Source organism: Streptomyces sp. CA-111067 (genome assembly GCF_050956065.1).
In the GTDB taxonomy this organism is placed as follows: domain Bacteria; phylum Actinomycetota; class Actinomycetes; order Streptomycetales; family Streptomycetaceae; genus Actinacidiphila.
In genome coordinates, this window is the sequence record NZ_CP192103.1 from 624,651 (window position 1) to 646,429 (window position 21,779).

A 21,779-nucleotide genomic window follows, 5' to 3' on the forward strand; every position below is an offset into this window, starting at 1 on the left:
CGGCGGATCGTAGTGAAGATCGCGCCCAATACTGAAGTCGGCTGGTCAGGGCCCCGGTTGCCGGTGCCGTCAGGTGGTGTATCCGATGGTGTGTGCGGCGCTTGTACTCAATTCGCCTGTATGCACGGTGAGTTGGTGGGTGGCGGCGCTGTACGACCAGCCGGAGCCGGCCGCCAGCGGCTGCCCGTCCACCGTGACGGAGGCCGGAGTGGCGGTCAGATCAAGGAGGTTGACGGTGTAGGAGCGGCCGGAAACCAACCCCGGGTAGCTGCCGGCCGCCGCCGCGATGTGCACCGCGCGGCCCGCGTTGTCGAACGTGACGGCGGTACGGGCGGACTGCCCGGTGGTGAACGCGTTGGTGTCGCCGGCGTCCTCGTAGAGCGAGAACGAGCCGTTGGCGCCGGCCCCGATGTCCAGGGTGAGCTGGGTCAGCGGCTTCTGCCCGGCGTTGTCGACGTAGTCGGTGCGGGTGGCCATGATGCCGCCGGAGCGGATGAACACCGGCATGGTGGACAGGTCGTCGGTCACCTGGACGGTCGCCGGGCCGGTGTACGTGGTGTGCGAGAAGTAGTCGGTCCAGGTGCCCGGCGGGATCCACACGCTGCTGGTCGCGGAGGTGCCTGCGGTGGTCACCGGGCGGACCAGCACGTCGTCGCCGTAGAGGTACTCGCCGGCGTTGGCGTAGGCCGCGTCCTGCTCGGGGTAGTCCAGGTACAGCGGGCGGACGATCGGCACTCCGGTGTCGTACGCCTGCCGGGCCAGCGAGTAGGTGTAGGGCACCAGGGACTCGCGCAGCCGGAGGAACTTCGCCGCCGAGGCGTTCGCCGCGGTGCCGTAGTTCCACGGCAGCCGGTCGCCGTGGTCGGAGTGCAGCCGGTCCACCGGCTGGAAGGCGCCCAGCTGCACCCAGCGGGCGTAGAGGTCGTCGGCGAGGTGGCCGCCGTGGAAGCTGCCGATGTCGTCGCTGACGTTGGACAGGCCGATCGACGCCTCGTCCGCGGTGAACTGCGCCTCGTAGGCCAGCATGTCCCAGGTCGCCGGGGTGTCACCGGTGAACTGGAGGGTGTTGCGGTGCTCGGCCCAGGGCCCGGCCGGGTAGCTGCCGCCGTAGTTCTGGTAGGAGGCGCCGGCCCGGGAGAAGGCGAAGCCGCGCACCCCGCGGGCGTCGTCGTGCTGCTTGTACAGCTGGTTGATCCAGGCGTCCGGCGTGATGTTCGGCGCGCTCGCCTGGCTGGCGTCGCAGCACCAGTCGAGCCACCACTCGCGTACGCCCTGCTGCTCGAAGGACGCGTGCAGGTCGAAGTACGCCTTGGCCTGCTGGGGTTTGCTCCAGTCGAAGACGTAGCCGTCGCCGGACGGGCTGAGGCCGCCCGCGGTGGCGTCGGCAGCCGGGAACTTGGGGTCGTTGCCGGGGATGCCGGCGTGCACGTTCAGCGAGACCTGGAGGCCCTGCTGTCTGGTCCAGGCCATGAAGCCGGCCGGGTCGGGGAACAGCGCGGAGTTCCAGTTCCAGCCGTCCCAGGTGCTGGGCGACTTGTAGTCGGTGTCGATCACCAGGGCGTCGATGGGCACCTGGTTCGAACGGAACCCCGGCAGCAGGGAGTTGCGGTAGTCGGCGTCGGTGTAGGCGTAGTAGCGCGAGTACCACACGCCGTACGCCCAGCGCGGGAGCAGCGCGGTGGGCCCGGTGGCGGCGGTGAAGTCGGTGAGGGCCTGCTTGTAGTCGTGGCCGTAGCCGAAGAAGTAGCCGTCCTGGTAGGGCTGTCCGGCGTGCGAGGGGCGCTGCGCCACCGTCCCGTCGGCGTTCTGGATCGGCGTGCTGCTGTCGTCGAGCAGGTAGTAGCCGTCCCGGCTGAGGATGCCCGGGTGCAGCGGCACCGGCAGCGCCGACGGATTGTCCAGGCCCCGGTACCAGCCGCCGAGCTGGCCGGACGAGCCGCCCGGCGGGGTGACCGTGCCCGGCGGGTAGCCGGCGCCCTGGTTCAGCAGCGCGAGGCTGTCGACGTTGACCCGGCCGGAGTCGGCGGACGTCCGGCTGATCTGCACGGTGTTGGCGCCGGCCTTCAGCGGGACGGTCAGGTCGGCCACCTTCCAGGTGTCCCAACTGCCGCTGACCGGCAGCGTGAGCGTGACCGGCGCGGCGCCGTTGACCGACGCGGAAAGCGTCCGCTGGGTGGTCTGCCCGTCGCTGCCGGCCGCGTTGGCGTAGCGGACGCCGATCGTGTAGTTGCCGGCCGCCGGGACGCCGGCCACGGTGGCGGTCAGCCCTGCGCCGGTCTGCTCGAAGCCGGCCGCGAATCCGGTGCCGGTGAACCCGGTGTGGTCGCTCGCCACCGTGACGCCCGTGGTGAGCTGGGCCTGCTCGGCCTCGCAGAGCGTGCCGAAGCCGCAGCCGCCGGAGGAGCCGCCGGCGCCGAACGGGTGGACGGTGACGGTCTTGCTGCCGACGGTCAGCTGGGCGGAGGTGTTGGCGTCGGTGAACGGGCCGGAGCCGCGCTGGTAGCGCAGTACCACCTTCGAGGTGCGGATCTCGCGGTAGCCGTCGGAGGTGACGGAGGTGGTGTACGGCACGGCCGGGTGGTCGCGGTCGACCATGTTGAACGTGGGCCGGTCCTCGAACTTCCCGTCGCCCGCGTACTCCATCCGGATCAGGGTGGGGCTGATCACTTCGAAGCGGGCCGAGCCGTCGACCACGGCGTTCGAGCCGTCGTCTGCGGCGGCGGACGGGGCCGGCAGCAGCGGCGACAGCCCCGCGGCGACCAGCGTGAAGGCGAGGACACCGGTGCGGACGGACGTGAGCAGGCGCATGGGACGCCTCCGTATCTCCGTGGCGACCGCCGGTGGTGGCCAAGTGAGCGCAGTCGCCTCATGGAGCGGGTGGGGGGTGAGGTGAGGTCGTGGAGGTTCCTGCCCGCCGCCACCCCGTCACAACCCCCGGGCGCCCGGGGATGCTTGAATACCCCGGTGAACTCGACGCCGGCCGCCATCGACGTGCTCCGGGTCTTCTGCGGACCCGACAACGGGCACGGGAACACGCTCGGCGTGGTGCGCGACGGCGCCCGCTTCCCCGACCCGGCGGCCCGGCAGGCGCTCGCCAAGCACCTCGGCTACAGCGAGACGGTGTTCGTGGACGACCCGGAGCGCGGGGTGCTCGACATCTACACCCCCGGGCTGCGGCTGCCGTTCGCCGGGCACCCGGTGGTCGGCGCGGCCTGGCTGCTCGACCTGGAGGTCCTCGAACTGTGCGTCGGCGAGGTCTTCAGCCGGCACGACGGCGAGTTCACCTGGATCACCGCCCACCCGAAGTGGGCGCCGCCGCGCACGCTGCGGCAGTACGCCTCGGCCGCCGAGGTGGACGCGCTCGCGGTGCCGGCGCCCGGCGAGTGGGTCTACGCCTGGGCGTGGCAGGACGAGGCCGCCGGCCGGATCAGGGCGCGCGCCTTCCCCGGCCGCGGCGACGGCATCGAGGAGGACGAGGCGACCGGCGCGGCGGCGCTGCTGCTCAGCGAGCGGCTCGGCCGGGCGCTGAACATCGCCCAGGGCCGGGGCTCGCAGCTGCTCACCGCGCCGAGCCCGGACGGGACGATCGAGATCGGCGGCCGGGTGCGGCTGGCCGGGACGCTCACCGGGATCCCGTGAACGGGCCGGCCCGCGCCGGGGTGCATGAATTGATTCAGGTCCGGCACACGGGCCACCGGTCTTAGCGGCAACCAACCTTGACAGGGGTACGCACCCGCTCTACCGTCTACATGAATCGTTTCACAATGCCGACCGACCGACGACGCCGCCAAAGGAGCCTCATGCGTGTAGGGCTCTTCGTGACCTGCGTGAACGACCTGCTCTACCCCGGCACCGGGCAGGCGGTGGTCACCCTGCTGGAACGGCTCGGGGTGGAGGTCGGCTTTCCCGCCGCGCAGTCCTGCTGCGGCCAGCCGCAGTACAACACCGGCTACCGGCACCAGACCGAAGCCCTGGTCCGCCGCTACGCCGACGCCTTCCAGCCGTACGACTACGTGGTGACGCCGTCAGGTTCGTGCGCCGCGATGGTCCGCGACAACTACCCGCGGATCGGGGCGAAGGCCGCCGCCGAGGGCCGGGGCCAGGCGCTCGCCCAGGCGGCGGCGCCGGCCGTGCCCAAGACCTACGAACTCACCGAGTTCCTGGTGGACGTGCTCAACGTGACCGACGTCGGCGCGTACTTCCCGCACGCCGTCGCCTACCACCCCTCCTGCCACGGGCTGCGGATGCTCGGCCTCGGCGACCGGCCGCGCCGGCTGCTGGAATCCGTGCAGGGCCTGGAACTGCGCGAACTGGAGGGCGCGGAAGAGTGCTGCGGCTTCGGCGGCACCTTCGCGGTGAAGAACCCCGACGTGTCCACCGCCATGGGCCAGGACAAGGTCAGACACGCCACCGACACCGGCGCCCCCCTCCTCTGCGGCGCCGACAACTCCTGCCTCATGCACATCAACGGCATCGCCCGCCACCAGAACGCCCCCCTGCACACCATCCACCTCGCCGAAATCCTCGCCTCCACCCGACAACACCCCTACACACCGCCCGCGCCGGCACAGGACAGGCATCGATGACCGGTGACTCCCCCGCCGCCGGGCCCGCTCCGGCCGGCTCCTCGCGCGAGGTCGTACTCGGCCGGGTCCGGGCGGCCCTCGCCGACATCCCGTCGGACGAGCGGCCCGAGGACCACCCCGTCCCGCGCGACTACCGGGCCGCGCACGTGCCGGACGACCCGGCGGCGCTCACCGAGCTGCTCGCGGTGAACCTGGCCGACTACCGGGCCCTGGTTCACCGCTGCGACGAGGCCGGACTGCCCGGTGTCATCGCCGGGCTGCTGTCGGAGCACGGCAGCCGCAGCGTGATCGCGCCGGGCGGGCTGCCGCCGCGCTGGCTCGCCGGGGCGCAGGGCATCGAGCGGCCGGCCGACTCGGCGGAGCTGACCGCGGCGCGGCTCGACGCGGTGGACAGCGTGGTCACCGGCTGCGCCCTGGCCATCGCCGAGACCGGCACCATCGTGCTGGACGGCGGCGACGGCCAGGGGCGGCGGATGCTCACGCTCGTCCCCGACCACCACATCTGCGTGGTGCGGGTGCCGGACCAGGTGGTGGCCTCGCTGCCGCAGGCGATGCCGCGGCTGGATCCGCGCCGCCCGCTGACCTGGATCTCCGGGCCCTCCGCGACCAGCGACATCGAACTGGACCGGGTGGAGGGCGTGCACGGGCCGCGCACCCTGGAGGTCGTCCTGGTCAGCGCGGGGTGAGGCTGGAGCCCCTGACGACCAGCTCGGGCAGCAGCACCGCCCGCTGGTGCTGGTGCCGCGCGGCCTCCGGGCCGGTCTCCTCCAGCAGCAGGTCGGCGGCCATCCGGCCCATCTCGACGGCGGGCTGCCGTACGGAGGTGAGCGGCACGACCGCCGCCGCCGCGAACTCGATGTCGTCGTAGCCGACGATGGCCAGGTCGCGCGGCACCGCGATGCCGGCCGCGTAGACCACCTGGAGCAGGCCGAGGGCGAGCAGGTCGTTGGCACAGAACACCGCGGTGGGGCGCTCGGCCAGCCCGAGCAGCCGGGAGCCGGCGTCCCGGCCGGCGGCCACGTCGAGTCGCTCGGCGGGGATCTCCAGCAGCGCCTCCGGCGGCAGCCCGGCCTCGGCGATGGCCTGGAGCATGCCCTCGCGGCGGTCCTTGACCTGCTGGAGGTGCGGCGGACCGCTTATGTACGCGATCGTCCGGTGCCCGGCGCCGATCAGGTGCCGGCCGGCCAGCGCGCCGCCGATCCGGTCGTCCACCGACACCGAGCACTCCTCGACGCCCTCGGCGACCCGGTCCACCAGTACGAACGGGATGCTCTGCTGGCGCAGCCGGTCCAGGTTGCCCGCGGTGGAGTCCACCGGCGTGACCAGCACGCCGCGCACCCGCTGCTCCACGAAGAGCGAGAGGTAGGTGGCCTCCTCGGTGATGCTCTGCGCGCTGTTGCAGACCATCACGCCGAGCCCGGCGCGGCGCGCCGCGGACTCGGCGCCGCGGGCGACGTCCACGAAGAACGGGTTGCCCATGTCGAGCACCAGCAGCGCCATGATCCGGCTGTGGCCGGCCCGCAGCTGGCGGGCCGATTCGCTGCGGACGTAGCCCAGTTGCCTGATGACCGCCTGCACCCGCTCCTTGGTCTCGGTGGAGACCATGTCGGGGCGGTTGATCACGTTGGATACCGTGCCCACGGAGACCCCGGCCTGCCGGGCCACATCCTTGATTCCGACCATCCCCCTATTGAAACAGTTCACTCAGCGCCGCGGCGCCGATTCGCCGCGGGCCGTCCGGGCGGGCCGGGAAAACGGCTGGCATCACGTCGCCGGGAGCGCTCGAATGGGCGCTGACCTGGTTCCTTGCCGGGCCTGACTGATCCCATGGGAAGGGGCCCGATGCGCACCGGGCGGATGCACGCCGACGAGGCGGAGATCGACACGGCTCTCGTCCGGCGGCTGCTCGCCGGTCAGTTCCCGCGCTGGGCGGAGCTGCCGCTGCGGCGGTTCCCCTCGGCCGGCACGGTCAACGCGGTGTACCGGCTGGGCGAGTCGATGGCGGTACGGCTGCCGCTGAACGAGGGCGGCGCGGGGGACGTGGCGAAGGAGGCGCGGTGGCTGCCGCGTCTCGCCCCGGGGCTGCCGGTGGCCGTCCCGGAGGTGCTCGGCGTGGGCAAGCCCGCGGCCGGCTACCCCTGGCCGTGGGCGGTGCACCGGTGGCTCGACGGCGCCGTCCCGGTGGTCGGCGAGCTGGCCGATCCGGCCGGGCTGGCCGCCGGATTGGCCGCGTTCGTCGGCGCCTTGCAGCGGATCGACCCCGAGGGCGGCCCGTCCGCGTACCGGGGCGGGCCGCTCGGCGCGGCGGACGCCGGGACCCGGGCGGCGATCGGCGCGCTGCACGGCGAGATCGACACCGCGGCGGCGACCGCCGCCTGGGAGTCGGCGCTCGGCGCGCCCGGCCGGCGGGGCCGGCCGGTGTGGCTGCACGGCGATCTGATGCCGGGGAACCTGCTGCTCGGCGGCGGCCGGCTGACCGCGGTGATCGACTTCGGGACGCTGGGGGTGGGCGACCCGGCGATCGACACGATCACCGCGTGGAACCTGCTGCCGGCCACCGCCCGGGCCGGCTTCCGTGCCGCGCTCGGGGTGGACGAGGCCACCTGGGCCAGGGGCCGCGGCTGGGCGCTGTCGATGGCGCTCATCCAGCTGCCGTACTACCGGGACACCAACCCGGCGATGGCCGCCAACGCCCGCCATGTGATCGGCCAGGTCCTCGCCGAGCACGCCGCGGCGGGCTGAGCCGGCCCGCGTGCGGGCCGTCGGGGCCGTGCCGATCCGGCAACTCTTGAACGCACCCCTCCGACCTTTCGGCCTTGTTGCACCCTGTGCAACGGCTCGTCAGACGGCAGGAATCGGCTGCTAAGCGGACGAATTGTCAATCCCGTCCTGGCTCTTGACGGGATGTTTGTTTCGGCAGTTGAATCAGCGCGGAATTGAAACCACTCGTTCAGAAGTGCTCAGCGTGGTGTGTGTGACGGGACCGTACACACCTCCCCCACCGCAAGCCGTCCCGAATACCGTGGAATCGAGCAGCGGATCACCGGACGTGCCGGCATGCCGTCGTGGGGCACTGAGTTCAGCCAGTGAACAGGAGTCATCCATGGCAGTGTCACGTCGCACGATCCTCGGTACGGCGGCCGGCGGGGCGACCGCCGCCGCGCTGGGCGCCCTCGGCCTGGCCAGAACGGCATCGGCCAGCACCTCCACCTCCACCGCGGCGCCGGCGGCCAGCGGGCCGGGTGACGTGGTGGGCAAGGTGACGGTCGGCTACCAGGGCTGGTTCGCCTGCATAGGCGACGGCGCGCCGATCGACGGCTGGTGGCACTGGACGCAGAACTGGGGTCAGGCGCCGTCACCGTCGAACGCGGGCATGAAGTGCTGGCCCGACATGCGCGAGTACACCAAGACCTACCAGACCGGGTACGCGGCGCTGGGCAACGGGCAGCCGGCCACCCTGTTCTCGTCCTACGACCAGCAGACGGTGGACACCCACTTCAGCTGGATGCAGCAGAACAACATCGACACCGCCGCGCTCCAGCGCTTCAACCCCACCGGCGGCGAGGGCCCGACCCGGGACGCGATGGCGACCAAGGTGCGCAGCGCCGCGGAGTCGCACGGCCGGAAGTTCTACATCATGTACGACGTGTCCGGCTGGACGAACATGCAGTCGGAGATCAAGACCGACTGGACCAACAAGATGAAGGCGCACACCGCGTCCTCCGCCTACGCCAAGCAGAACGGCAAGCCGGTCGTCTGCATCTGGGGCTTCGGCTTCAACGACGACAACCACCCGTTCTCCACCGACGCCTGCCTGGACGTCATCAACTGGTTCAAGGGGCAGGGCTGTTACGTCATCGGCGGGGTGCCGCGCGAGTGGCGCACCGGCGGCGCGGGCACCCGTACCGGGTACACCGGCGTGTACCACGCGCTGGACATGATCTCGCCGTGGATGGTCGGCGCGATCGGCAACGCGGGCGACTCCGACAACGCGTACAACACGTACACGGTGGGCGACCAGGCCGACTGCGACGCCAACGGGGTCGACTACCAGCCCTGTGTGCTGCCCGGTGACGTCTCCGGGCGGCAGCGCGCGCACGGCGACTTCATGTGGCGGCAGTTCTACAACATGTGCCGGGCCGGCGTGCAGGGCATCTACATCTCGATGTTCGACGAGTACAACGAGGGCAACCAGATCGCCAAGACCGCCGAGTCGCAGGCGTGGTCGCCCACCAACGGCGGCTTCCTCGCGCTGGACGAGGACGGCACCGCCTGCTCGTCGGACTACTACCTGCGGCTGACCGGCGACGGCGGCCGGATGCTCAAGGGCCAGATCGCGCTGACCGCCAGCCGCCCCACCCAGCCCGTCGTCTGACCACCGACCTCACCCAGGCCGCGGCGGCCGGCCCCACCGGGCCGGCCGTCGTGGGTGGCCGCCGGGTCAGCCGCGCTCGGCCGGCTTCCCGGCCGGATCGTCCTCCGGGGCCGGTTCGGGCTCGACCAGTTCGGTCTGCACCCCGCGCCTGAGGCCGAAGTGCGCGACGATCGCGGCCGCCGCCATGATGCCGGCCATCACGTAGAAGACCGTACGGGTGGAGTAGGCGAAGTCGAGCCTGACATAGGCCGGGATGCCGCCGCTGCCGCCGCTCTGGGAGTGCGACTGGGAGATGTCGGTCGCCTGCGCCGACGCCTGCCCGGCCGGCACGCCCCGGTCGAGCAGCGACGACTTGAGCCGGCTCCTGAACTCCGACACCGAGATCGTGCCGAGGATCGCCAGGCCAAGGCTGGCGGCGTAGTTGCGTACCGTCTGGGTGATGCCGGTGGCCTCGCCGTAGGACAGCCGGGACGCCCGGTTCACCGCGTCGGTGCTCGCCGGGGTGAGCATCATGCCCATCCCGGCGCCGGCCAGCACCACGTACCAGATCTGGTCGCTGAGGCTGAGGCCGGTGACCTTCCCGGCCAGCAGGTAGAAGCCGACCGCGGCCAGGACGCAGCCGAGGAAGACCGGCCGCTTGGCGCCGCCCTGGTCCAGCATCCGGCCGCCGATCTGCGAGGCGACCACGAAGCCGAGGAAGAAGTACAGCAGGTACAGGCCGGCCTCCTGCGCGGACTTCCCCAGCGCGATCTGCGCGTACTCGCTGAAGAAGAAGAACACCGGGACGAACACCAGCATGCTGATCCCGAGGATGAGGTTCTCGGCCAGGAACGCGCGGTCGCGGAAGATCCGCATCTGGATCAGCGGCGAGGCGGTGCGCAGCTCCACGAACGCGAAGGCGGTCAGCAGCAGCACCCCGGCGGCGATGCACAGCCCGATGCCGGGGTTGTGCCAGCCCCAGATCTGCGACTGCTGGAAGCCGAAGACGCTCAGCGTCACGCCGCCCGCGATCAGCGCCAGGCCCCGGTAGTCCATCCGGGCCGGCCGGTGCTCGGTCACCGGCTTGGAGACCGCGATCAGCACCAGGGCGATCACCGCCACCGGGATGTTCACCCAGAAGATGGCCCGCCAGGTCCACTCGGTCAGATAGCCGCCGAGGATCGGGCCGACCGCGGTGAGGCCGCCGGCGATGCCGAAGAACAGCGCCAGCGCCTTGCCGCGCTCCCGCAGTGCGAAGGTCTGCACCACGATGCCGAGCGCGGCCGGGAACATGATCGCGCCGCCGGCCCCCTGGAGCACCCGGAAGACCACGATCCAGGTCTGGGCGGCGGAGCCCTTCGGGGTGAGCCCGCACATCGCGGAGGCGGCGGCGAACAGCACCACGCCGGCGACCACGACCTTGCGGTGCCCCACGGTGTCGGCCAGCCGGCCGCCGAAGGCGAACAGCGCCGCCAGCGAGAGCAGGTAGGCGTTCACCGCCCACTGCACGCCGGTGTTCGACAGGTTCAGCTCGTCCTGGATCTGCGGTACGGCGATGGACACGATCGTCTGGTCGATGAACGTCATCGCCACGGCGAAGATCATCGCGGCGAGCACGAGATTCCGTGATCGGCCGGATACGGCCGCGGTGTCGGTCATGGTCGGCCTCTCCTCGTCAGGGCGACCGCGCGGCCGTCCCGTCCCGCTCCACATTCGGGCACCGCGGACGTCCCTGCCAGCCGGGACGGGCCGCCGGCGGGGGCTCCGGTTCACTCCGGTGGCGTACGGCTGGGGCCCGGTGTTGACTGGTGAACGGCAGTTTCCAGCAGCCGACCGTGTGATCGGTCAGAGGCGGCCGGCACGACAGAGAGCGGGCAAGAAACGATGCCATTCGTCACCGTCGGCCAGGAGAACACGGCCACGATCGAGATCTACTACGAGGACCACGGCAGCGGCCGGCCGATCGTCCTGATCCACGGCTACCCGCTCGACGGGGACTCGTGGGAGAAGCAGCAGCGGGTCCTGCTGGAGGCGGGCTTCCGGGTCATCACCTACGACCGGCGCGGCTTCGGGCGGTCCGGCCGGCCGACCGTCGGCTACGACTACGACACGTTCGCCGCCGACCTGCACGCGCTGCTCGAACACCTCGGCCTGCCCGAGGTGGTGCTGTGCGGCTTCTCGATGGGCACCGGCGAGGTGACCCGCTACCTGGGGACGTACGCCTCCGGCCGGGTGAGCAAGGCGGTGCTGCTCGGGGCCATCCCGCCGTTCCTGCTGAAGACCGACGACAACCCCGAGGGCGTGGACGGCTCGGTGTTCGAGGGGATCAAGCAGGCGGTGATCGCCGACCGGCCGGCCTACTTCAAGGCCTTCCTCGACGACTTCTACAACACCGACACCTACGCCGGCACCCGGATCAGCGACCAGGCGTGGACCAACAGCCTCAACGTGGCCCTCGGCGCGTCGCCCTTCGCCGCGTACGCCTGCGTGGACACCTGGCTGACCGACTTCCGGGCCGACCTGCCCAAGTTCGACATCCCCACGCTGCTCGTGCACGGCGACGCGGACCGGATCCTGCCGTACGACAACACCGCCAAGCGGCTGCCCGGGCTGATCGCCGACCTGACCTTCGTGACGGTCGAGGGCGGCCCGCACAACGTGGCCTGGACCCACCCCGAGGTGGTCAACCCGGCGCTGCTGGACTTCCTGGCGAAGTGAGCGGGCCGGGCCCGGCCCGGAACGTGTGCGGGCCCGGCCGGGAGTGACCGGCCGGGCCCGATGACCGCGGTCAGCCCTGCTGCGGCTGCTCCTGCTCGTCCTTGGAGAAGGCGGCGGCCGTGGTCCGCAGCGGGACCTCCTTGATCAGCGTCGACAGCACGAACGCGATCACCAGCACGCCGGCCCCGACCAGGAACGCCACGTTGATGGCGTCGGTGAAGCCGACCTTGAACGGATGGCCGAGCACCGGGTCCACGTGCTTGAGGAACGAGGTGTCGTTGAGCGTGCCGGAGCCGCCGTTGGAGGCCGAGGTGAGCGTCTTGAGCTGGTCGGGGTGCGCCTTGGCGGCCTGCTGGAACGCGGTGCTGGTGCGGGCGTCGGAGTAGGCGGCGCCGATCTTGTCGCCGACCACCGAGTAGACGATGGACAGGAACACCGCGACGCCGAGCGTGCCGCCCATCTGCCGGAAGAAGGTGGTCGAGGAGGTGGCCACACCGATGTCACGCGGCGGCACCGCGTTCTGCATGGCCAGCACGATGGTCTGCATGTTCAGGCCGAGCCCGGCGCCGACGACGAACATGGCGGCGTCCACGTAGACCAGTCCGCTGTCCGCGCTCATCTGCCAGAGCATCAGCATGCCGGCCACCAGCAGCGCGCTGCCGATGATCGGGAAGATCTTGTAGCGGCCGGTCCGCGAGGTGACCTGGCCGGAGACCATCGACAGCATCATGATGCCGAGCACCAGCGGCAGGGTGAGCAGGCCGGCCTTGGTCGGCGAATTGCCCTTGACCAGCTGGAGGTACAGCGGCAGCAGGGTGATGCCGCCGAACATCCCGATACCGATGATCGCGGACTGCGCGGAGCCGAGGGCGAACACCCCGTTGCGGAACAGCCGCATCGGCAGCAGCGCCTCGTCGCCGGCCTTGCGCTCGGCGAACAGGAAGGCCACGATGCCGATCGCGCCGACGATGTAGCAGCCGAACGCGGTCCCGCTGCCCCAGCCCCACTCGCGGCCCTGCTCGGCGATGATCAGCAGCGGCACCAGCGCCACGATCAGCGCGATGGCGCCCGGGTAGTCCACCCGGTGCCTGCGCGGGTCGTGCTTGACGTGCAGCACCCTGCCGACCACGACCAGGGCGAGGATGCCGATCGGCACGTTGATCAGGAAGATCCAGCGCCAGCCGTCGATGCCCAGCAGCTGGTTCTGGCCGGCCAGCGCGCCGCCGACGACCGGGCCGAGCACGCTGGAGGTGCCGAACACCGCCATGAAGTAGCCCTGGTACTTGGCCCGCTCGCGCGGCGGGATGATGTCGCCGACGATCGCAAAGGCCAGCGAGAACAGGCCGCCGGCGCCGATGCCCTGGAAGGCGCGGAACCCGGCGAGCATGTACATCGACGTGGAGAGCATGCACAGCGCCGAGCCCAGGATGAACACGGCGATCGCGAACAGGAAGAACGGCTTGCGGCCGTACTGGTCGGACAGCTTGCCGTACAGCGGGGTCGCGATGGTGGACGTGATCAGGAACGCGGTGGTCACCCACGCCTGCGCGGTCAGCCCGTTCAGGCTCTCGCCGATCTTGTAGATCGCGGTCGAGACCACCGTCTGGTCCAGTGCCGCCAGGAACATGCCCAGCAGCAGCCCGGAGAGGATCACCATGATCTGGCGGTGGCTGTATTCGGTCGGCGATGCGGCGGTGTCTGCCTGCGCGGAGTCTGCGTGGGCGGTCATTGGCGCTGTTTCCTCTCGACTGTCCGGTGGTCTGTTCAGTCGTCTTGTCTGATCAATCGCACCGTTGCCTAGGGCAACAACAGTATGCGCCCGCGATGTCGATTGATCACCACCGGGTACCCGCCGGCCGCCCTCCGCACCCCGCCGGCCGCCGTCCGTGCCCCCGTCGCCCGCCGATCCGTCCGGCGCACCTGAGCTGCGCGCACCGCCGACGCGGCGGAGCATGGGTACGAACCCGATCGGATGGGACGAAAGGCACTCGATGGCAGACGGAGGAGATGAACGCTCGCCGAAGGAGCGGTCCGCCGAGCTGGCCCAGATCGAGGCCCTGAACCGGATCGACGCCACCGAGGAGACCCGTGCCCCACCCCGGCGGCGCAGTGGGGAGCCCGGCGAGGGCTCCGGCCGCGACGGCGGGCCCGAGGGAGCGGAGGCCGCGGCCGGCCGCACCTCTCGGCGCCGCGACGCGCTGCTGCTTGACACCGGCCGGGCGCTCGCCGAGGCGGACTCCATCAACGAGGTGGCCAGGACGGTCTCCCACCTGCACTCCCCCGACTTCTCGCTGGACGGGGTGGTGATCTTCGGCGTGACCGAGCGGTTCCTGAACATGCTGGGCCAGTACGGCTACCGCAAGCGCACCGACCGGATGCTCCGGATGCCGATCAACACCGAGTACCCGGCGGCCGAGGTGGCCAGGACCGGGCGGCCGGTCTACCTGTCCACGCCCGACGAGTACCGGCGGCGCTTCCCGGCCACCTGGGCGCTGTCGGCCAGGAAGGGCCGCCAGTCCTGGGCGTTCCTGCCGCTGGTGACCGCTGGGAGGATCACCGGGGTGCTGCTCGCCTCCTTCCGGGACCCGATGGCCTTCGACCCGGAGGAGCGCAGCCTGCTGGTGCTGACCGCCCGGCTGATCGACCACGCCCTGGAGCGCAACAGGACCGGCGAGGCGGAGCTCGCGCTCTCCCGCGGCCTGCGCCGCAGCATGGGCTCCGGCGGCTCGGCGACCGCCGGGATGACGGTGGCCACCCGCTACGTGCCCACCGGCGGCGGTCTGATGGTGGGCGGCGACTGGTACGACGTGATCAACCTGCCGGCCGACCGGATCGCGCTGGTGATCGGCGATGTCCAGGGGCACGACGTGCACGCGGCCAGCCTGATGGCCCAGCTGCGCACGGCGGTGCACGCGTACGCCGCCGAGGGGCACGGGCCCGACGCGGTCCTGGCGCGCACCTCGCGCTTCCTGACCTCGCTCGACGAGGACCGGTTCGCCACCTGCATCTACATCGAGGCCGACCCGGGCACCGGCGTGCTGCAGCTGGCCAGGGCCGGCCATCCGCACCCGGTGCTGCGGATGCCGGACGGCACCTGCATGCTCAAGCACATCAGGGGCGGCCTGCCGCTCGGCCTGATGCCCGACGAGGACGACTACCCGGTCACCAGGATGGAGCTCGGCTACGGCGAGATCCTGATGCTCTGCACCGACGGCCTGATCGAGACCGGCGGGCACGACATGTACAGCGGGTGGGTGCGGGTGCGGGATGCCCTCTCCCCCGGGCCCACCGAGGACCTGGAGGGCATCGCCGACTCGCTGATCACGGCGGTGAACAACCCGGGCGGGCGCACCGAGCAGGAGCAGCTCACCCCGCGCAACGAGGACGACATCGCGTTGCTGCTGCTGCGCAGGGACGCCGACGGGCACGAGCCGGTGCTGCCCGAGCGCCGCCTGGTGCTGACCATCGAGCAGGACCAGGCCGAGGGCCTGGCCGAGGCCCGTACCGAGCTCCAGGCGCTGCTGCACGACTGGGCGGCGCCTGACCAGGTGGACACCGCCGTGCTGCTGGCCTCGGAGCTGCTGGGCAACGTCCTGGTGCACACCGACCAGACCGCCGCGCTGACCGCGTCGGTCACCGGCGAACGCGGCCGGCGCCGGCTGCGGGTGGAGGTCACCGACCGCGGTGACGAGCTGCCGCACCAGCGCACCCCCGGCGAGCTGGCCTCCTCAGGGCGCGGCCTGATGCTGCTCGACATCCTGTCCGACCAGTGGAGCGTGCGCCCGGAGTCCGAGGGCAAGACGGTGTGGTTCGCCGTCGACGAGGGCGGCGAGGACGGCGAGGACGGCGAACCCGACGAGGGCGCAGGCAGCGCCGAAGGGGCCGGCTGACCCCCGCGGCTCAGCCCTCGGCGATGAGCCCCGCGGTGTGCTCGCGGATCTGGTCGGCGGTGAGGTAGGCGTCGGAGTACTCGAAGTCGCGCAGCGTGGCGGGGTTGCGGGACTGGAAGCCGGTGCGGACGAAGTCGTCGCCGGCCACCGCGTTGAGCATCCAGTTGGTCAGCACCCGGGTCTTGGCCACATTGGTCCGCAGCGCCGACCAGTGGTAGCCGCGGGCCACCGCCTGGGCCGGCAGGCCGCGCAGCTCGATGCCGAGCGGCTTGGACACCGCGTCCTTGCCGCCGAGGTCCACCACCAGGCCGAGGTCGCGGTGGTGGTAGGGCTCCAGCGGCCGGCCGCGCAGCGACGCCAGGATGTTGTCGGCGATCGTCTTGCCCTGCCGCATCGCGTGCTGGGCGGTGGGCGGGCACACCGCGCCCTCCTCGCCCTTGGCGAGGTCGGGTACGGCGGCGGCGTCGCCGAGGGCGAACACGCCGTCGAGCCGCGGCACCGTCATGTCCGCGTTGACCGCGAGCCGGCCCTTGATCGTCTCGGAGCCCAGGGTGGCGACCAGCGGGCTGGCGGCCACCCCGGCGGTCCAGATCAGCGTCCGGCAGGGCAGCACCCGGCCGTCGGTGAAGGTCACCTCCTCGGGTCCCGCCTTGGCGATCGACACGCCGAGCGAGACCTCGATACCGCGTCGGCGCAGTATCTCCAGCGCGCTGCGGCCGAGCTTGTCACCGAGCTCCGGCATCAGCTTGGGCGCGATGTCGATCAGGTGCCACTTGATCAGCTTCGGGTCGAGCCTGGGGTAGCGCTTGAGCGCGCTGGTGGTGAGCCGCTGCAGGCAGGCGGCGGTCTCGGTGCCCGCGTAGCCGCCGCCGACCACCACGAACTGGAGCCTGGAGGCGATCTCGGCCTCGTCCTGGCTGGCGTCGGCCAGGTCCAGCTGGGAGATCACGTGGTCGCGTACGTAGGCGGCCTCGGCCAGCGTCTTCATGCCGCGGGCGTTGTCCAGCAGGCCGGGGATGTCGAAGGTGCGGGTGATGCTGCCGGGCGAGAGCAGGATGTAGTCGTAAGGCTCGTTGACGGTCTCGCCGGTGATCTTGCGGATCACGCAGACCTTCGCCTTGGCGTCCACCCCGATCGCGCCGCCCGGGATGATCCGGGTGCGGTGCTTCTTGCTGCGGCGCAGCGACACCGCGACGGACTGCGGGGTGAGTATGCCCGAGGCCACCTGCGGCAGCAGCGGCAGGTAGAGCTGGTAGGAGAACGGGGTCACCAGCGAGATGTCCGCCTCGCCGGGGGCGAGCTTGCGCTCCAGACGGCGTACGCACTGCACCCCCGCGAAGCCGGCTCCCACCACGAGGATCCTGGGTCGTGTCGTCACGTTGTCGGTCCCTTCTCAGGCCAAGGCGGTCGTGTGGTTCCCCTGCCCCCGGATCGCCGCGAGCCACCTCGTCCTGTCTTAACCCGTCCGGCGGCGCCGCGCCAGCCGATCGGGGCCACCGGATGACCGGACACGGCGGCGGCGCGGGGCGCCGGGTCATTGACCGGCGGCGGCGCCTGCTGTGTATTGGCTGCCTGCACACCGCCCGCCGCCGGCCGCGCGCTCCGGCCGGGACCGGGCGGCCGGCGCCACCGACCGCAGGGAGATCCAGGACATGACGCTCAGCCGTCTCGGGCTCGTCGTGCACGAAGGGCGGCCGGCGGCGGTCGCCGGGGCCGAGACGGTACGGGAGTGGTGTGACCGGCACGCGGTCGGCTGCGTCGCGCTGGACGTCTGGGACGACCAGGGCGGCCGGCGCAGCGGCAAGGCCGAGGTGGAGGCCGCCGGCCGGCTCGACCTGATCGTCACCCTCGGCGGCGACGGCACCTTCCTGCGCGGGGCCAGGATCGCGGCGAAGAAGGACATCCAGGTGCTCGGGGTGGACCTCGGCCGGGTCGGGTTCCTGACCGAGCTGCCGGTCAGCGACGTCGAGGAGGCGCTGACCGCGATCCACGGGGGCGGCGGGGTCTGCGAGGAGCGCATGACGCTCACCATGCGGGCGTCCCGGCCGCTGGGGATGCCCGGCGGGATGGACGCGCTGCTGCGCTACGGGCGCGGGCCGGCGCTGCCGCCGCCGCAGGTCAGGCCGGAGGCGGCGGAGGGCGACGGCTGGGGGGTGGCGCTCGACGTCACCGCGCTCAACGACATCGTGCTGGAGAAGCTGGCCAGGGACCGGCAGGTGAGCCTGGGGGTCTACGTCTCGGGGCGGCTGCTCGCGTCCTATTCGGCCGACGGGGTCATGGTGGCCACCCCGACCGGTTCCACCGCGTACAGCTTCGCGGCCGGCGGCCCGGTGCTCTCGCCGCGGATGCGGGCGCTGGTCTTCACCCCGGTGGCCCCGCACATGACCTTCGACCGCTCGGTGGTGGTCGGCGCCGACGAGCCGGTCGCGCTGCGGGTGCTGCCGCACTCCGGCCAGGCGGCGGTGAGCGTGGACGGACAGCTGCGCGGGACGCTGGACCCGGGCGACTGGATCGGGATCTACGCCGCGGAGCGCCCGCTGCGGCTGGTCCGGCTGAACCCGACCGACTTCTACGGCCGGCTGCGGGAGCGGCTGCGGCTGACCGACGCGCCGGCGACCGCCGCCGACGGCGAGTCGGCGCCGTTCTTCCGCCCGTCGGGGCCGGTGCCCGACGACCTGGCGCACCTGCACCTGCCGCCGGACGCGAACCTTCGGCCGGACGCCGGCTGACGAGGTCGCGAGCGCGGCGGTCAGCGGCTGCTCAGCACTCCGGGTGGCCCCAGCCGTCCGGGTTCTTGGCGATCTGCTCGCCGGCCGCGTAGGGGCGCCCGCAGCGGCAGCGGCCGGGGTACTTGGCGGCCAGCGTGCGGGCCGGGCCCTTGCCGTCGGCCGCCGACGCCTTCCGGGCGGCCGGCCTGCCGGCGGACGCCTTGCCCGAGGGCGACTTGCGCACCGCGTCGGGTGCGGCGGGCGGCGGCGGGGAGTCGAGCGCGCTGCCCGCGGCCTGCTGGGTGATCGCGGTGTGGCTGGCGGCCCGGTCGGCGAAGTCGTTCAGCCGGTCGCCGTCCACCTGGTGCGCGGGCACGTAGCGGAACTCCACCGAGCGGCCGGCCAGCAGGGTGTCGATGCCGACCACGAGCTCCTGGTTGGCGACCGGCTTGCCCGCCGAGGTCTTCCAGCCCTTGCGCTTCCAGCCGGGCAGCCAGGTGGTGACTGCCTTCATCGCGTACTGCGAGTCCATCCGGATCTCCATCGGGACGGCGGGATCGACGGCCGCCAGCAGGCGTTCCAGAGCGGTGAGTTCGGCCACGTTGTTGGTGGCGGTGCCCAGCGGGCCGGCCTCCCAGCGGTCCGGCACCCCGGCACCGTCCGCGATGACCCAGGCCCAGCCGGCCGGACCCGGATTTCCCTTGGACGCCCCGTCACACGCGGCGATGATGCGCTCGACCATGCGACCGATCATGCCACGGCCCGGCGGCGGCCAGGACCGGCGCCCCGCGGCCGTGCCGGTGGTCCCGGCACGGCCGCGGGGCGGCCCCGGACGGCCGCGGATCAGCGGACGCGGGTGGTGCCGCGCTTGGGCGGCCGGGGCCTGCGGGCCGCGGCGAAGGCCCGCCGGAAGCGGCCTCCGGCCGGCCGCCGGACGCTCATCAGCACCATCATTCCGCGGCCCTGCACCTTGATCGAGCCGGCCGCCTTCACCTCGGACTCGTCGGCCGCGTCCGGCTCCGCCGCCGTGTCGATCACGATCTTCCAGGCGTCGGCGAACTCCCGTGCGGGCAGCGCGAACTCGACCGGTTCGTAGTGCGCGTTCAGCAGCAGGAAGAAGGAGTCGTCCACGATCCGGCCGCCCTGCGCGCCGGGCTCGCTGATGGCGTCGCCGTTGAGGAAGAGCCCCACCGCGTGCGCGTCGGCGCGGTGCCAGTTCTCCTCGCTCATCTCGTGGCCGTCGGGCCGGAACCACACCGAGTCGACGTGTCCGGCCGTGCCGGTGTCGCCGCGCAGGAACCTGCGGCGGCGCAGCACCGGGTGGGCCTTGCGGAGCGCGATCAGCCGCCGGGTGAAGTCCAGCAGTTCGCGCTGCGCGGGGTCGTGGTCCCAGTCCACCCACGAGGTGGGGTTGTCCTGGCAGTAGGCGTTGTTGTTGCCGCCCTGGGTGCGGCCGAACTCGTCGCCGTGGGTGAGCATCGGCACGCCCTGCGAGATGAACAGGGTGGTGAGGAAGTTGCGCTGCTGCCTGGCCCGCAGCGCCCGCACCTCCCGGTCGTCGGTCTCGCCCTCGGCGCCGCAGTTCCAGGACCTGTTGTTGTTGTCCCCGTCGGCGTTCCCCTCGCCGTTGGCCTCGTTGTGCTTGTCGTTGTACGAGACCAGGTCGCGCAGGGTGAACCCGTCGTGCGCGGTGACGAAGTTGATGCCGGCCCGCGGGCGGCGGCGGTCGTCCTCGTACAGGTCGGAGGAGCCGGTCAGCCGGGACGCGAAGTCCGGCAGCGTGGAGTCGATGCCGCGCCAGAAGTCCCTGACGGTGTCCCGGTACTCGCCGTTCCACTCGCTCCACAGTGCGGGGAAGTTGCCCACCTGGTAGCCGCCCTCGCCGACGTCCCAGGGCTCGGCTATCAGCTTGACCTGGGAGACCACCGGGTCCTGCTGCACCAGGTCGAAGAACACCGAGAGCCGGTCCACCTCGTGGAACTGCCGGGCCAGGGTGGCGGCGAGGTCGAACCGGAAGCCGTCCACGTGCATCTCGGTGACCCAGTAGCGCAGCGAGTCCATGATCAGCTGGAGCACGTGCGGGTGCCGCATCAGCAGGCTGTTGCCGGTGCCCGTGGTGTCGAAGTAGTGCGCCTGGTCGTCGTCCACCAGCCGGTAGTACGAGGCGTTGTCGATGCCGCGGAAGGACAGCGTGGGCCCGCGGTGGTTGCCCTCGGCGGTGTGGTTGTAGACCACGTCGAGTATCACCTCGATGCCCGCCGCGTGCATCGCCTTGACCATCGACTTGAACTCGGTGACCTGCTGGCCGCGGCTGCCGGCGGCGCTGTAGTCGTTGTGCGGGGCGAAGTAGCCGATGGTGTTGTAGCCCCAGTAGTTGCGCAGGCCCCGGTCGAGCAGGTGGCCGTCCTGCACGAACTGGTGCACCGGCATCAGCTCCACCGCGGTCACCCCGAGCCCGGTGAGGTGGTCGAGCACCGCCGGGTGCGCCATGCCGGCGTAGGTGCCGCGCAGTTGCCGGGGCAGCGCGTCCAGCGTCCGGGTCAGGCCCTTGACGTGGGCCTCGTAGATCACCGACTGGTGGTAGCTGTGCCCCGGCGGGCGGTCCTCGCCCCAGTCGAAGGAGGAGTCGGTCACCACGGCGAGCATGGTGTGGCCGAGGCTGTCGTCGTCGTTGCGGGCGTCGGGGTCCTCGAACCGGTGGCCGAACAGCGACGGGTCGTTGTCCGCCTGGCCGTCCACCGCCCGGGCGTACGGGTCCAGCAGCAGCTTCGACGGGTTGCAGCGGTGGCCGCGCGCCGGGTCGTACGGCCCGTGCACGCGGTACCCGTACCGCTGGCCCGGGCCGACCTCCGGCAGGTAGACGTGCCAGATGAAGCCGTCCACCTCGGTGACGGCGACCCGGGTCTCGCCGCCCGAGTCATCGATCAGGCAGAGCTCGACCCGTTCCGCGACCTCCGAGAACAACGCGAAGTTGGTGCCGGAGCCGTCATAGGTGGCTCCCAGGGGGTTGGGACGGCCGTTCCACTTCTGCATTCCGCTGACCCTCTCGGCTGTTCCAGTGACGGTGTCGACGCTCTCCTACCCGCTGACGACGTCGGCAAAGTCGCGAGGGCCCGCGGCCCGGACGGCCGCCGCCGTCAGCCCGCGGCGCGGGCGCCGAGCACGCAGAACTCGTTGCCCTCCGGGTCCCGGAGCACCACCCAGCCCTGCTCGCCCTGCCCGATGTCGGCGCGCCGGGCGCCGAGTCCGAGCAGCCGGGAGACCTCGGCCTCCTGGTCGTCGGGGCGGAAGTCCAGGTGCAGCCGGTTCTTGGCGGTCTTCGCGTCCGTCACCTGGACGAAGAGCAGGCCCGGCAGCCGGTCCGCGGTCTGCCGGATCTCGTACTCCTCGGGGTCGTCGTTGACCACGACCCAGCCCAGCGCCCGCGCCCACCAGGCCCCCAGCGCGGCCGGGTCGGCCGCGTCCACCACGATCTGTTCCCATTCAAGTGCCATGCCTGGAGCCTAGGCCGTGGCGGTGCCTG

15 protein-coding genes and 1 pseudogene are annotated in these 21,779 nt (G+C 71.9%); 8 read left to right on the top strand and 8 right to left on the bottom strand.

All coding sequences use genetic code 11. The features are described from left to right. Positions 1 to 69: 69 nt before the first annotated feature. A complete protein-coding gene (locus ACQPW6_RS02730) occupies positions 70 to 2,808 on the bottom strand; it encodes a TIM-barrel domain-containing protein (RefSeq protein WP_433887890.1) in 2,739 nt (912 codons plus the stop codon). 156 nt (positions 2,809 to 2,964) lie between these two features. Between ACQPW6_RS02730 and ACQPW6_RS02735 the strand changes: the two genes are divergently transcribed. The 3 genes from ACQPW6_RS02735 to ACQPW6_RS02745 all read left to right on the top strand — a co-directional run bounded on the left by ACQPW6_RS02735 (position 2,965) and on the right by ACQPW6_RS02745 (position 5,272). Next, positions 2,965 to 3,639, top strand: a complete 675-nt coding sequence (locus tag ACQPW6_RS02735; protein ID WP_433887891.1) for a PhzF family phenazine biosynthesis protein — start codon at positions 2,965 to 2,967, stop codon at positions 3,637 to 3,639. A gap of 161 nt (positions 3,640 to 3,800) precedes the next feature. Continuing rightward, complete coding sequence (locus ACQPW6_RS02740; protein ID WP_433887892.1) at positions 3,801 to 4,586, top strand: (Fe-S)-binding protein; 786 nt, start codon at positions 3,801 to 3,803, stop codon at positions 4,584 to 4,586. Further along, a complete protein-coding gene (locus tag ACQPW6_RS02745) occupies positions 4,583 to 5,272 on the top strand; it encodes a LutC/YkgG family protein (RefSeq protein WP_433887893.1) in 690 nt (229 codons plus the stop codon). Before ACQPW6_RS02740 ends, ACQPW6_RS02745 begins: the two co-directional genes overlap by 4 nt. Here ACQPW6_RS02745 and ACQPW6_RS02750 read toward each other — a convergent pair. After that, on the bottom strand, positions 5,259 to 6,269 hold the full coding sequence (locus ACQPW6_RS02750) for a LacI family DNA-binding transcriptional regulator (RefSeq protein ID WP_433887894.1): 1,011 nt from the start codon (positions 6,267 to 6,269) through the stop codon (positions 5,259 to 5,261). The two genes, ACQPW6_RS02745 and ACQPW6_RS02750, sit on opposite strands and share 14 nt — an antisense overlap. A 159-nt stretch (positions 6,270 to 6,428) precedes the next feature. Here ACQPW6_RS02750 and ACQPW6_RS02755 point away from each other — a divergent pair, with 159 nt between their 5' ends. Next, the gene (locus ACQPW6_RS02755; protein WP_433887895.1) at positions 6,429 to 7,328 is read left to right on the top strand and encodes an aminoglycoside phosphotransferase family protein; all 900 of its coding nucleotides are present in this window, start codon (positions 6,429 to 6,431) and stop codon (positions 7,326 to 7,328) included. A 361-nt stretch (positions 7,329 to 7,689) separates the two neighbouring features. Continuing rightward, a pseudogene (locus ACQPW6_RS02760) lies at positions 7,690 to 8,958 on the top strand (glycoside hydrolase family 71/99-like protein); the annotation flags it as partial. Between the two features lie 69 nt (positions 8,959 to 9,027). Here the strand turns inward: ACQPW6_RS02760 and ACQPW6_RS02765 are convergent. After that, the gene (locus ACQPW6_RS02765) at positions 9,028 to 10,599 is read right to left on the bottom strand and encodes an MFS transporter (protein WP_433887896.1); all 1,572 of its coding nucleotides are present in this window, start codon (positions 10,597 to 10,599) and stop codon (positions 9,028 to 9,030) included. Between the two features lie 225 nt (positions 10,600 to 10,824). Here ACQPW6_RS02765 and ACQPW6_RS02770 point away from each other — a divergent pair, with 225 nt between their 5' ends. Continuing rightward, positions 10,825 to 11,658, top strand: a complete 834-nt coding sequence (locus tag ACQPW6_RS02770) for an alpha/beta fold hydrolase (RefSeq protein WP_433887897.1) — start codon at positions 10,825 to 10,827, stop codon at positions 11,656 to 11,658. A 70-nt stretch (positions 11,659 to 11,728) separates the two neighbouring features. Here the strand turns inward: ACQPW6_RS02770 and ACQPW6_RS02775 are convergent, their stop codons facing one another. Next, a complete protein-coding gene (locus tag ACQPW6_RS02775) occupies positions 11,729 to 13,387 on the bottom strand; it encodes an MDR family MFS transporter (RefSeq protein WP_433887898.1) in 1,659 nt (552 codons plus the stop codon). 262 nt (positions 13,388 to 13,649) lie between these two features. On the opposite strand from ACQPW6_RS02775, the gene ACQPW6_RS02780 reads away from it, so the two are divergent. Next, entirely contained in the window at positions 13,650 to 15,548 is a 1,899-nt protein-coding gene (locus ACQPW6_RS02780) for an ATP-binding SpoIIE family protein phosphatase (protein ID WP_433887899.1), read from the top strand. A gap of 10 nt (positions 15,549 to 15,558) precedes the next feature. Here the strand turns inward: ACQPW6_RS02780 and ACQPW6_RS02785 are convergent, their stop codons facing one another. Beyond that, complete coding sequence (locus ACQPW6_RS02785; protein WP_433887900.1) at positions 15,559 to 16,926, bottom strand: NAD(P)/FAD-dependent oxidoreductase; 1,368 nt, start codon at positions 16,924 to 16,926, stop codon at positions 15,559 to 15,561. Between the two features lie 274 nt (positions 16,927 to 17,200). Here ACQPW6_RS02785 and ACQPW6_RS02790 point away from each other — a divergent pair, with 274 nt between their 5' ends. Beyond that, complete coding sequence (locus ACQPW6_RS02790) at positions 17,201 to 18,277, top strand: NAD(+)/NADH kinase (RefSeq protein WP_433887901.1); 1,077 nt, start codon at positions 17,201 to 17,203, stop codon at positions 18,275 to 18,277. A 31-nt stretch (positions 18,278 to 18,308) separates the two neighbouring features. On the opposite strand, the gene ACQPW6_RS02795 is transcribed toward ACQPW6_RS02790, so the two are convergent. The 3 genes from ACQPW6_RS02795 to ACQPW6_RS02805 all read right to left on the bottom strand — a co-directional run bounded on the left by ACQPW6_RS02795 (position 18,309) and on the right by ACQPW6_RS02805 (position 21,750). Then, on the bottom strand, positions 18,309 to 19,010 hold the full coding sequence (locus ACQPW6_RS02795) for a ribonuclease H family protein (RefSeq protein WP_433887902.1): 702 nt from the start codon (positions 19,008 to 19,010) through the stop codon (positions 18,309 to 18,311). A gap of 89 nt (positions 19,011 to 19,099) precedes the next feature. Then, on the bottom strand, positions 19,100 to 21,289 hold the full coding sequence (gene glgX, locus ACQPW6_RS02800; RefSeq protein WP_433887903.1) for a glycogen debranching protein GlgX: 2,190 nt from the start codon (positions 21,287 to 21,289) through the stop codon (positions 19,100 to 19,102). Positions 21,290 to 21,393: 104 nt separating this feature from the next. Continuing rightward, the gene (locus tag ACQPW6_RS02805; RefSeq protein WP_433887904.1) at positions 21,394 to 21,750 is read right to left on the bottom strand and encodes a VOC family protein; all 357 of its coding nucleotides are present in this window, start codon (positions 21,748 to 21,750) and stop codon (positions 21,394 to 21,396) included. Between the last annotated feature and the right edge of the window lie 29 nt (positions 21,751 to 21,779).

Excerpts from the sequence above, each read along its gene's own strand:
- ACQPW6_RS02730 (WP_433887890.1), bottom strand. The coding sequence starts at position 2,808 with ATGCGCCTGCTCACGTCCGTCCGCACCGGTGTCCTCGCCTTCACGCTG.
- ACQPW6_RS02740 (WP_433887892.1), top strand. The coding sequence starts at position 3,801 with ATGCGTGTAGGGCTCTTCGTGACCTGCGTGAACGACCTGCTCTACCCC.
- ACQPW6_RS02745 (WP_433887893.1), top strand. The coding sequence starts at position 4,583 with ATGACCGGTGACTCCCCCGCCGCCGGGCCCGCTCCGGCCGGCTCCTCG.
- ACQPW6_RS02750 (WP_433887894.1), bottom strand. The coding sequence starts at position 6,269 with ATGGTCGGAATCAAGGATGTGGCCCGGCAGGCCGGGGTCTCCGTGGGC.
- ACQPW6_RS02755 (WP_433887895.1), top strand. The coding sequence starts at position 6,429 with ATGCGCACCGGGCGGATGCACGCCGACGAGGCGGAGATCGACACGGCT.
- ACQPW6_RS02765 (WP_433887896.1), bottom strand. The coding sequence starts at position 10,599 with ATGACCGACACCGCGGCCGTATCCGGCCGATCACGGAATCTCGTGCTC.
- ACQPW6_RS02770 (WP_433887897.1), top strand. The coding sequence starts at position 10,825 with ATGCCATTCGTCACCGTCGGCCAGGAGAACACGGCCACGATCGAGATC.
- ACQPW6_RS02775 (WP_433887898.1), bottom strand. The coding sequence starts at position 13,387 with ATGACCGCCCACGCAGACTCCGCGCAGGCAGACACCGCCGCATCGCCG.
- ACQPW6_RS02780 (WP_433887899.1), top strand. The coding sequence starts at position 13,650 with ATGGCAGACGGAGGAGATGAACGCTCGCCGAAGGAGCGGTCCGCCGAG.
- ACQPW6_RS02790 (WP_433887901.1), top strand. The coding sequence starts at position 17,201 with ATGACGCTCAGCCGTCTCGGGCTCGTCGTGCACGAAGGGCGGCCGGCG.
- ACQPW6_RS02795 (WP_433887902.1), bottom strand. The coding sequence starts at position 19,010 with ATGATCGGTCGCATGGTCGAGCGCATCATCGCCGCGTGTGACGGGGCG.
- glgX (WP_433887903.1), bottom strand. The coding sequence starts at position 21,289 with ATGCAGAAGTGGAACGGCCGTCCCAACCCCCTGGGAGCCACCTATGAC.
- ACQPW6_RS02805 (WP_433887904.1), bottom strand. The coding sequence starts at position 21,750 with ATGGCACTTGAATGGGAACAGATCGTGGTGGACGCGGCCGACCCGGCC.